The organism is bacterium (genome assembly GCA_030583725.1).
GTDB lineage: Bacteria > Patescibacteriota > Microgenomatia > UBA8517 > UBA8517 > JAUYMM01.
The window spans coordinates 286726-298210 of the sequence record CP129472.1 but is presented as its reverse complement, the minus strand read 5'-3'; the positions used below and the strand labels follow the sequence as shown (position 1 = coordinate 298210).

Annotated in this window: 13 protein-coding genes; 10 read left to right on the top strand and 3 right to left on the bottom strand. The window is 32.2% G+C overall.

The features are described from left to right. Positions 1–9 precede the first annotated feature (9 nt). Genes QY322_01685 through QY322_01640 form a run of 10 tightly spaced genes read left to right on the top strand, consistent with a single transcriptional unit; the run spans position 10 to position 8335 of the window. A complete protein-coding gene (locus QY322_01685) occupies positions 10–870 on the top strand; it encodes a glycosyltransferase family 2 protein (GenBank protein ID WKZ26002.1) in 861 nt (286 codons plus the stop codon). Then, entirely contained in the window at positions 867–1616 is a 750-nt protein-coding gene (locus QY322_01680; protein ID WKZ26001.1) for an SDR family NAD(P)-dependent oxidoreductase, read from the top strand. The genes QY322_01685 and QY322_01680 overlap by 4 nt, the downstream gene beginning before the upstream one ends. 30 nt (positions 1617–1646) lie before the next feature. Continuing rightward, entirely contained in the window at positions 1647–2609 is a 963-nt protein-coding gene (locus tag QY322_01675; protein WKZ26000.1) for a glycosyltransferase family 1 protein, read from the top strand. Continuing rightward, positions 2596–3735, top strand: a complete 1140-nt coding sequence (locus QY322_01670; protein ID WKZ25999.1) for a hypothetical protein — start codon at positions 2596–2598, stop codon at positions 3733–3735. Before QY322_01675 ends, QY322_01670 begins: the two co-directional genes overlap by 14 nt. A 21-nt stretch (positions 3736–3756) precedes the next feature. After that, complete coding sequence (locus QY322_01665; GenBank protein ID WKZ25998.1) at positions 3757–4698, top strand: GDP-L-fucose synthase; 942 nt, start codon at positions 3757–3759, stop codon at positions 4696–4698. Next, complete coding sequence (locus QY322_01660) at positions 4688–5359, top strand: glycosyltransferase family 2 protein (protein ID WKZ25997.1); 672 nt, start codon at positions 4688–4690, stop codon at positions 5357–5359. Before QY322_01665 ends, QY322_01660 begins: the two co-directional genes overlap by 11 nt. A gap of 19 nt (positions 5360–5378) precedes the next feature. Next, entirely contained in the window at positions 5379–5705 is a 327-nt protein-coding gene (locus QY322_01655) for a DUF2304 domain-containing protein (GenBank protein WKZ25996.1), read from the top strand. A 45-nt stretch (positions 5706–5750) separates the two neighbouring features. Beyond that, positions 5751–6779: a Fic family protein gene (locus tag QY322_01650; GenBank protein WKZ25995.1), complete on the top strand. Its 1029-nt coding sequence runs from the start codon at positions 5751–5753 to the stop codon at positions 6777–6779. A 1-nt stretch (position 6780) separates the two neighbouring features. Next, positions 6781–7554 (top strand): glycosyltransferase family 2 protein, encoded by a 774-nt coding sequence (locus QY322_01645; GenBank protein WKZ25994.1) that lies wholly within the window; start codon positions 6781–6783, stop codon positions 7552–7554. A gap of 1 nt (position 7555) precedes the next feature. Beyond that, positions 7556–8335: a methyltransferase domain-containing protein gene (locus QY322_01640; protein WKZ25993.1), complete on the top strand. Its 780-nt coding sequence runs from the start codon at positions 7556–7558 to the stop codon at positions 8333–8335. 1 nt (position 8336) lies between these two features. Here QY322_01640 and QY322_01635 read toward each other — a convergent pair whose 3' ends face one another. Genes QY322_01635 through QY322_01625 form a run of 3 tightly spaced genes read right to left on the bottom strand, consistent with a single transcriptional unit; the run spans position 8337 to position 11481 of the window. Then, complete coding sequence (locus tag QY322_01635; GenBank protein ID WKZ25992.1) at positions 8337–10175, bottom strand: hypothetical protein; 1839 nt, start codon at positions 10173–10175, stop codon at positions 8337–8339. A gap of 26 nt (positions 10176–10201) precedes the next feature. Continuing rightward, entirely contained in the window at positions 10202–10786 is a 585-nt protein-coding gene (locus QY322_01630; protein ID WKZ25991.1) for a class I SAM-dependent methyltransferase, read from the bottom strand. Then, entirely contained in the window at positions 10783–11481 is a 699-nt protein-coding gene (locus tag QY322_01625) for a glycosyltransferase family 2 protein (GenBank protein WKZ25990.1), read from the bottom strand. The genes QY322_01630 and QY322_01625 overlap by 4 nt, the downstream gene beginning before the upstream one ends. Between the last annotated feature and the right edge of the window lie 4 nt (positions 11482–11485).

The following is an 11485-nucleotide window of genomic DNA, read 5'->3' as shown; positions in this document are numbered from 1 at the left end:
TATATGAATATGAAGTTAAGTGTTGTATTAGCCACAAGGAATGAAGCGGAAAATATTGCAAGGTGTTTGAAATCTGTAAAAAAAATTGCAGATGAAATAATTGTGTTTGATGAACACTCAACAGATGATACCAAGAGAATTGCAGAGAGTTATGGGGCAAAGGTCTATTTGGAAAAACATAATGATATCTTTCATATCACTAAACAAAAAGCTCTTGAGAAAGCTACTGGTGAATGGATATTACAACTTGATGCTGATGAAGTAGTAACAAGGGAACTATCAAAAGAAATTTTAGATATTGTTAATAATAGACCTACCACTAATAGCTCTCCACAAAACAAACTTTTTATAAAACATCAACAACTTATTGAAGAGAGGGATGGAAAAATTGGTAAAGACACTGGTGAAGTTGTTGGTTACTTTGTGCCAAGAAGGAATATGTTTTTAGGAAAACCACTAATTCACGCAGGAGTATATCCAGATGGGGTTATAAGACTTGTTAAGAATGGTTATGCTAAGTTTCCTTGTAAGTCTGTCCATGAGCAAATAGAGTTAAATGGTAGGGTTGGGTGGTTAAATGAGTCCTTATTGCATTATGATTCACCAACATTAAAAAGATATTTTGCAAGATTAAATAGATATACTGATTTACAAAAAAATGAGTTGGTTAGAGAAAAAGTAAATAAAGGTTTAAGTGGTTTTACAAATTATGTTTTTTTTAAACCAACCTATACATTTTTAAATTTATATTTTAGACACAAAGGGATTCTAGATGGGACAAATGGTTTTCTTTGGAGTTTGTTCTCATCTTGGCACTTCCCAATTGCATACTTTAAGTATGTAACAGATAATAAACTAGAAAAAGTATGAAATTGAAAAATAAAGTTATAGTCATAACAGGAGCAACAGGTGGAATAGGACGAGAGATTGTCAAGAGATTAGATAATGAGGGTGCTACACTGATTTTGGTTTCTAGAACTGAAACTGAACTTTCTAATTTATTAAAAAGTTTGGAAAATAAAGAAAGTAAGTATTATGTTTCTGATTTTTCAGATCAAGAAAAAACAGTAAAAACTGCAAAAGAAATACAAAGTGATTTTTCAAAAATTGATGTATTGATTAATGCTACGGGTATTGGAATTTACAAACCAATTGAGTTAGCTACACTAGATGAATGGAACAAAACTATAAATATTGGTTTGACTTCCACTTTCGTTTTTATTAAAGAGCTAATGCCAAGTCTTAACACCTCAGAAGATTCCTTAGTCCTAACTATTGGTTCTGGGGCTGGAGTTATACCTATGTCAGGGAGAAGTCTTTATTGTGCAATGAAATTCGGCTTAAGGGGTTTTATTTTAAGTTTGGCTGAGGAATTTAAAAGGATTGGAAACCCTAAATTCTGTTTAATTACTCTAGGTAGTACACTAACAAGCTTTGGACCTATGAGCTTTGAAGAAAAGAAAAAAGATATGGAAAGTGGAAAGGCCTACTTTACTCCTGAATGGGTGGGGGACAAACTGGTTGAGATAATTAAGGACACCGACAGGGAGGTGGAATACACACTTTACCCAGGAGATTATGGTTTTGGAGAATGGAACAAACCAGAACCTAAATAATTTTAGTTATTAATAGTATAATTACTTCATATGGTCAAAATTGCATTTGTTCCCAAGATTGTTACCGAGGGTGATAGTGTTAGGGGGATTGGGGTGCATACGAATGAGCTTGTAAAAGCACTTGTAAGATATGGGGGGGTAGAAATATCAAATGAGACTAAGGATGCTGATATTGTCCATTACACAAAATTTAATCCTTATTTTATTTCCCTTCCTTTTTTTAAACCTTCTAAAAAATTGGTTTTAACAATTCATGACTTAATATATTTGGTATATCCAGACCACTATCCTGCAGGTGTCAGGGGAAAAATTAAGTTTTTTGTTAATAAGTTACTAATTAAGTTGTATGTAGATAGAATTGTCACAATTTCTGAAACTAGTAAAAAGGATATTGTCAGGTTCTTGGGAGTTGACCCTAATATTGTTGATGTTGTCTATCTTGCACCAAAAGAAATATTTAAAAAGAAAACTACTGCAAATATATTCAATTTACCAAAACGTTTTGCATTGTACATTGGGGATATTAACTTTAACAAAAATATACCAAATCTTGTTAAAGCTTGTGAAATTGCAAAAATACCATTGGTTATTGCAGGTAAACAGGCAAGTGAAATAGAAAGTATGGATTTAAACCACCCAGAACTGGAACACCTTAAAGGAGTAAATTTTAAAAATGTAACTAGGTTGGGCTACGTTAGTGATGAAGATATAAATAAACTGTATAACCTTGCAAGTGTATATGTACAACCCTCTTTATATGAAGGTTTTGGGTTGCCAGCTCTTGAGTCTGTGACAGTTGGGACCCCTTTGGTTGCGACTAAAACACAAGCATTAGTTGAGATTTTAGGGCAGGAAATAAGATATGTAGACCCTACTAGCCCAAGAGCTTTAGCAAAAGCTTTATTAAACCCTAATAAAAAGATAAAACTACCAAGGGAATATAGTTGGGAAAAAACTGCAAAAGAAATGATTAAGGTTTATGAAAAGATTTGATTTTTTATTCGTTTTAAAAAGCTTCATTGTGTGGAGAGTTTTAGTAACTTTAGTTGCAATGTTTTCTGTTTATTATGTTCCTTTATTTGGGGAAAACTTTTTTGGAGGCAAGTTGGTTAACTACTTACAAAATCCTTTGTTTTGGGGTTGGGCAAACTTTGATGGAGAGCATTTTACTTCAATTGCACTTTATGGGTATAAAAGCCTTCAGCAGTTCTATTTTCCTTTTTACCCATTTTTAATTGATTTAATAGGGTCCCTTTTTGGAAGGGAATTATACATTTATGTTTGGAGTGGTATTTTAATTTCAAACTTATCACTTTTCTTGGGTTTAATAGGGTTATACAAGTTGGTGTCTTTGGATTACTCAGAAAGGATAGCTAAGTTAAGTATCATTTTAATGCTTGTTTTCCCAACATCTTTTTATTTTGCAGCGGTATACACTGAAAGCTTATTTTTATGTCTAGCTGTGTGGTCATTTTACTTGTTTAGGAAAAACAAAGTATTATTTGCGTCACTTTTGGGAATGCTGGCTTCTGGAACTAGGGCTGTTGGTATAACCTTATTACCTGTGTTTTTAATTAATGTCTTTTTGGATAGAAAACTTATTAACAAACGACTTTTGTCATTGCTCTTTATCCCCTTGGGGTTATTGGCTTATATGTACTATATATTTTTATATTGGGGAGGTTCTATAAAACTATATCAGGCATATACTTTGTTTGGGGAGCAGAGGTCAGACAGTATTATTCTTTTACCTCAGGTTTTTTACCGCTATGTGGCAAAAATAATACCCAACTTATCTTGGAGTTATCCGCCTGTTGTCTTTACGGTTTTATTAGAATTTGGAATTGCTTTATTATTTTTGATAGTTATTTTGTATAGCTTTCGAAAAATACGTTGGGACTACTGGTTATTTTCCGTATTTGGGTATTTGATACCTACAGTGTCAGGTAGTTTTTCATCACTTCCTAGGTATGCATTGTTATTATTTCCGATGTTTATTTTTGCTTCAATACTACTTGAGAAGTCCAATAAATACTTAAGGCTTGGTATTTATGTATTTTTAGCTATAATGGGAACACTAGCTGAAATCTTATTTTTCAGGGGCTACTTTGTTAGCTAGACAAGTATTTTTTTACGTTATATGAATAACTATTTTAAAAACAAAAAAGTTTTAATTACAGGGGGTAAGGGTTTTTTAGGTACTCATTTGATTGAAAAACTAAAAGAACTAAAGCCTAAAATGATTAGGGTTGCTGATCGTGACGAATATGATTTAACCAAATATGAGGATTGCCTGAAAGCTTCAAAAGGAATGGACTTGGTTATTCATCTAGCTGCAAAAGTAGGTGGAATAGGGTTTAATAGAGAATTTCCAGCAGATCTTTTTGATGACAATATCCTAATGGGCACTTTTATGATGAAGGCCTCAAGAATAAATAAAGTTAAAAAATATTTAGCACTTGGAACAATATGTGCATATCCTAAATTCACACCCGTACCTTTTAAAGAAGAAAGCCTTTGGAATGGATACCCTGAGGAGACAAATGCACCCTATGGTCTAGCTAAAAAAATGCAATTGGTTCAGTCACAAAGCTACAGGGATCAATTTGGTTTTAATTCTATCTTTTTGTTGCCAGTTAATTTATATGGTCCAGGAGATAATTTCAATCCAAAATCAAGCCATGTTATTCCTGCCTTAATTAAAAAATTTGTTACTGCAGAAAAGACAAACAAGAAAGAAGTTGTTGTTTGGGGAACAGGCACAGCAACTAGAGAATTTTTGTATGTTAAGGATGCCGTAGAAGGTATCTTAATGGCTTGTGAGAAGTATGATAAGTCAGAACCTGTAAACTTGGGGGCAGGCTTTGAGATATCGATTAAAGATCTAGCTGGGTTAATTAAAAAGTTAACTAACTTTAAAGGTAAAATAGTTTGGGACAAGACAAAACCAGATGGGCAGCCAAGAAGAAAGTTGTCTACCTTAAAAGCTAAAAAAGAATTTGGTTTTAAGGCTAAGACTTCATTTGAAATAGGTTTAAAAGAGACAATAGATTGGTACAAAAAAAATAAATATGAAGGTTAGTATCGTATTGCCTGTTTATAACGAAGGAAGTGGGGTTTTAATAGTCTTAAGTAAACTGACTAAGTTAGGCCATGAGGCAGTTGTGGTTGATGATGGGAGCAATGATGCTACCAAGTTAAAGCTCCACAGTATAAAGAAACCAAATATTACAGTACTTCATCACAAAGTTAATTTAGGTAAGGGATCGGCATTAAAAACTGGTTGTGAATATGCATTTTCCCATGGTGCTGATGCAGTAATACTAATGGATTCAGATGGTCAACATGCAGTTAATGACCTACATAAATTCATTGAGAAATTAAAGACAGGTAAATACGAAGTCATTTTTGGCTCAAGGAATCTAAACTTGGGTATGCCATTTATCAGATTCATAGGTAATAAGGTGGCTTCAGTCATTATTAATCTGATGTTTGGTATATATGTTTCTGATCTAATATCGGGCTTTCGAGCTATAACTAAAAAAGCATATGGCAAAATTAAATGGGACTCAACAGGTTATGGTGTAGAAACTGAGATGGTAATTAGAATCAAGAAAAGAAACTTAAAATATTGTGAAATACCTATTGAGACTATATACTTTGATAATTACAAGGGTGTATCAATAATAGATGCTTTTGGAATCTTGCTTAACTTAGTTTATTGGAAAATATATATAAAATAGAAAAAAATTTTTTAAATCTATGATTTTAGGTCTACAAATAACAGGAATACTTTTTTCATTAACAATGATTTATTTTGCAGTTTTGCATTATAAAAAGGGCAACTTGAGTGGTATGGAAATAGCTAGTTGGATAGGTATATGGGTAGCTGTAATCTTAATCATAGTTTTCCCAGAGATCATTAGAGTATATGCAGCTAGTTTTGCAATTTCTAGAGTCTTGGATCTTCTAATTGGGGGAGCTTTTATAGTTTTATTTATAATGGTCTCATCTGCATACATTAGGGTCAATAAATTAGAAAAAAAGATTGAAGAGTTGGTTCGTAAGCTGGCATTGAAAGAGAAATAATCCGTACTTGACATCCGTCTATTATTCGACTATTATTTGACTACAATGTTTAATCCTTCATATACAATTTCTCATCAATTACTAGAAAATATAAAGCGAATAAATAGTTTAATAAATGAATTAAATAACACAAGATTTACGCACGTTGTTTTGGTTGAGTTTCAAAGAAAAGCAAGAGAAGTCTCAGCCCACGCATCCACAAGTATTGAAGGTAATCCCTTACCTCTTACTGCAGTAATAGAACTCATTAAGAACAAACCTTCTAATTTAAGAGATTCTGAAACAGAAGTTTTAAATTATAATCACGCTTTAGAAAATCTGGATAAACTAATTGATAATAAAGTTGTCCAAATTGATGTAGATTTGATACTAAAGATACACAGGGAAGTGACACAAAATCTATTAGAAGAAAATGAAGTTGGTAAATTAAGAAACAAGCCTGTCGTTGTCAACGACCCCAGAGTTAATAAGGTGGTATATATACCACCAGACTTTAAAGATGTCGATTCATTAATGCTTAATTTGGTCACGTTTATTAATAAAAATATAAATAGTATTGACCCTTTGATATTAGCAGGTTTGCTTCATAAACAGATGGTAATAATTCATCCTTTTATGGACGGAAACGGCCGAACCACCAGATTGATCACAAAGTTTCTATTGGCAAATATGGGTCTTAATACATTTAAATTATTCAGCTTTGAAAATTATTACAATCAAAATGTAACCAAGTATTTTCAAAACGTCGGTGAGTTTGGAGATTATTACGAGATAAAAGATAGAATAAATTTTACAAACTGGCTTGAGTATTTTACTGGTGGAATCATTGATGAACTTATTAGAGTTAAAAATGTATTGCCAGATTATATTGGAAATCCAAAAAATAAACTTGAAAAGTATCATCAAAATATTATTGAATACATTAAGAATAAGGGTTTCATTACTAACACCGACTATTCAAAATTAGTTAAAAGATCAAAAGCGTCAAGGGTAAAGGATTTCAATGACTTAATTGATATGGGTATAATTTCTCGTAATGGCGGAGGTAGGTCAACATACTATACACTTAGATAATATGTATCCCTTAATCTCCATTATCATTCCTTCATATAATAAAGTTAAATATATAGAAAAAACACTCCGGTCTATTGTGACTCAAAAAAATGTTAGAGTAGAAGTAATAATTCAAGATGGAGGGTCAACAGATGGAACACTTGACATAATTAAAAAATATGCAAAGAAATACCCTAAATTAATTAAGTTTGTTTCAAAAAAAGATGATGGGCAACTAGATGCTATAAATAAGGGACTAAAGAAAGCAAAAGGGGAAATAGTAACTTTTATCAATGCAGATGATGTATATGAAAAAGATGCACTTTTTACAGTGGCTGAGTATTACAAAGAAAATCCAAATGCTTTGTGGTTTGCTGGAAAAGGAATTGTAATTGATGAAAATGATATTGAAATTGCAAAAATTGCAACAGTTTACAAAAGTTTTTTGTTGAAATTTAATTTGTACAACCTCTTGCTTATGACCAACTATCTTATGCAACCATCGGTCTTTCTAACTAAAAAAGCACTTAGAAAATATGGTTTATTTACTGGAACAAAATTTGCAGTTATGGAATATGATATGTGGTTAAAAATTGGAAAAGATCAAATGCCAGTTGTAATTGACATGTATTTGTCAAAATTCAGAATTAGTGAAGGTAGTATCAGTTCTGTTATGTACAACGAGCTGTTTAGTATGGATATAAAGATTGTCAGAAAACATTCAAAGAATGTAATTTTTGTATATACACATAAGATTAATAATTATTTTAGGATATTGTATTTAAAAACTTTATAGAATGCAGGACAAGATTTACAATTCAATATACAAAGACAAGAAATATGTCGACATTGATTTACCTGACTACAAAATCACTGATTCAAAAAGTTTAAAGGGTAACAAAATACTTGTAGTTGGTGTTGGTACAGCAAGAGATACAAAATATTTAGCAGTTGCGAACGACGTTCATGGAATTGATATTTCAGCCCGGGCCACCTCTATAGCTAAGAAATTTAATGTTAAGACAGTAGTGTCGCGTATAAACAAGAAAATACAATATAAAGACGACGAATTCGATGTAGTCGTTGCAAAGGATATTCTTGAGCACATAGAGAATCCACTTCTTTTACTTGAGGAATTAAGAAGAGTGACGAAAAAAACTGGCTATATAGTTCTAAGTGTGCCAAATCATTTTTATATCACTTTTAGATTGAGAAATTTGTTGGGAAAGAATTTAATATGGAAGACGTTGGGTCATGATCATACCAAGCTTTTTGAAGAATGGGACTATATGCACCTGAGGTTTTTTACTTGGAACGGTTTTCAAAAAATGATTAGAAAGGCAAAGTTAAAAATAGTCAAAGAATTTTGGGATTTTGGTACCCTTGCTCATTATAGTCAACCAGAAATGGTTATTAGTTATCATCGGCAACTTGAAACTAACTACTACGTTGTAGAGTTTCTAAAAATCATTTGGAAACTATTTAACACTGTTCTACCTAGAAAAATAAGGTCGTTAATAGTTAAACTCTCTCCCAACTTATTGAGCGCAGGTTTTTATGTTTGGGTTAAAAAATGAACTAGTTTATTAATTTATCAGTGACCACATTGTTTAAATCTATTCTGTATAAGTAACAGTCGCTTTCATTAAATTCTAATTTACTATTTTTAAGTAGGTAGTTTTCAACAGGAAGCTTTTCGTCTCTAGTTCTCACCACGATTGAATCATCGTTTAATAAGTGTTTTTGTCTAACTTTGGAATTAAAATAAATAAAACTAATATTTCCATCATTAATCTCCTGCTTAATTTGTTGTTCGGATTTTAAAGTTGTTGTGCTGTATGTTTGGAATTGATTTTTAGTCGCATAAAAAGAAACAGATGGTGCATGCCAGACAGACCAGTTGTCAATTACGCTTCCAACTATATTATTATCATCTAAATATTTAATTACTTGATACTGGCATCCAAAGTGTCTGTTTAAAAACTGAGATTCTGTTAGGTTCCCAACTGCGTATTGCCGCTCGTTTACGCGTAATTTGGTATTCCAAAAGGAATACCACGGTTGGCCTAATATAAATAGTATAGAAAAAGCTAAGGTTGATATACAAAAAATAATTTTTTGATTAATTTTACTAACTAGATAAGAAGTAATAAGTATGGCAACCACCAGTGCAGGTGCAAGAAACCTAATTTGGTGAGTACCCAAGAAGAACCAGTACGCTGAATATAAAACATAGTATAAAGATAATATCAATACAAACTTATTCTTTTTCCATTCTATTAATCCAAATGGTGCAATAAAAATACTTAAATATACAAGTGTGCCGTTAGTTGTTAAGTACCGAGAAACTATTTTCAAGAAATAATTCAAGGTTTTTGGGCCGAATTCTTGTATTGCGTCCACAAGTGATTTATACAAATCCTCCGGTACATTTTTGTGTCCAAGATATAGTGGATAGAAAGGATTGAGGTAAAGCAATAAGTTTTTCATATACCAAAAAGATCCAAAGATAAAGACACCCAACCCAAAGTTTATAAAATAGATAATTTTCTTCCTAAAAATTAACATCAATACCCCCATATATAATAGCGTTGGCGCCGGTGAATATTTTGAGGCAAGCCCTAACCCCATTAACAATCCTGGAATGATATACACATACTTCTCGATTTTGTCTTTTGTGGTTAGTAGATAGGTAAGGATTATGAGTGAAGATATTTCAAAACTTAGAGTTGCTGTGTCAATATATCCAGTGGTAGCATTCCAAGTTAGGTCATCAAACATCAGTAGAAGCATGGTGGATAATGAAGCAGTGAATAGACCAAACTTTCGGTTAATTATTCCAAAAACCACTACCAAGAAGGCGATAAAGATTGATAGATTGACTAAGTGTGTGAAATTATAGTCAAACAGTGTCGAAACACCTGCAAATGACACCTCTACTAACTTTGGTATGTTTCCATAAAAAAAGTGACCACCAAAGTGAATATCTACACCTTTTTCTTCTAATATCTGTCGTATTTGAGGCAGGTGGTAATGTAACTCGTCTGGAGAATGAGGGGGTTGTAGTGCTGATAAGTATAACGATCCAAGTATTACAGATGACAATGCTAGAAAAAAATAGGGTAATAAGTTTTTACGCCATGAATTTCCAATGTAAGTAACTAGTTTCTTGACATCTAGTAGTGTAATTGGAGGTCTAAAAAAAGAAATTAATAAAAATATTGCGTGAGTTGTTAATACTGTAGTTTGGTCAAATCTCCAGATAATCCCTACTATTAATAGTATGTTATTTATAATACCAAATCCTATTAAGGTGCTAATGCCATATACAGATATCGAAGGAATTCTTTTGCCGAGATTTTTAATGAATAGGTTACCAGTAGAAGCATATATCCAAACAAGAGTGATGAATGACAAAGAATATAATAGTAAATCAACCCTGTTCATTTTTTAGCAATAGCAAATATATTTAAACCAAGTTGAAAATATTCTACCTTTATTTTATTTTTTGAAAAGCCAGCCAGAGCCAACTCTTTTTCAAGAGAAAATTTATCATAGTATCTTTTGTGATCTTTTATCTCATCTTTGCTGATAACATTAATCCTAAAAGCTAAAAATTCTAAAATCGGTTTATTGTATTTTGATGGAGTTGTGATTAGGAGAATACCATCCTTTTTGAGGAGTCGATAAGCTTCTTTTAGCATTGTTTTTGGTGACTCAACGTGTTCAATGACCGCCAATGATGTAATAATATCAAATTCATTACTTCGTAACTTGATTTTCTTGTCGATACGACCTTCTATGAGTTTTATATCTGTGTCTTTATCGTTTACAGAAAGGTCGATTCCGACACCTTTTTTGATCGAGTTTCTATATTTTTTTAGTAAGGTGCCGTTATATCCACAACCCAGATCGAGGAGAACACAGTTCTGGGGTATGTATTTATTAATTTTGTTAAAACGCAAGTATTCAATTATTGTGTCAAGAGTACTTTTATTTTCTTCTCCCCAAGATCTTTTTCTATTCATAGATTAAATTTTATTCTGAGTAGGGTAAATATTGCTTCAATGCCATCTCTCGCTTTAATTTTTTTGCCTTCATGACGATGTCTTGCATTATACTTAATTGGTACCTCAACTATTTTCTCATTCGACTTCAATATGTGAGCTGTAACTTCTGGACAAAATTCAAAACGGATACATTTCAATTTAATTTTTTTTAGTAGCCTTGCATCAAAAACTTTATACCCCGTGGCTTCATCCGTCAAGTTGCTCCCATACAGCAAGTTAGTAATGAAAGTAACTAATCTACCTCCTGCGTGGAATATTAGTGAGGAATGGACATTTTTACCTGACATTTCTCTTGAGCCATATACAACTCTGGATTTATTAAGAACAATTGGCTTTAATAGTTTTGGAAATTCTTTTGGTGAATACTCAAGGTCCGCATCTTGAACAATAATGATGTCACCAGTTGAGTATTTAAACCCAGTTCGGAGGGCATAACCTTTACCCATGTTTCTTTTTAAAGCAATAATTTTTAGTCTGGCACTCTTGATTTTAGATAGTATTTTAAAAGTGTCATCAGTAGACCCATCGTCAACAACAATAACTTCTTTTCTAAGTCCAAGAACATCCGATTTCAAAACATCTGAGATAATTTTTGAAATAGTTGAGGCCTCATTAAAAACTGGCATTACTATAGATACTCTTTTTGCCTTCATAATG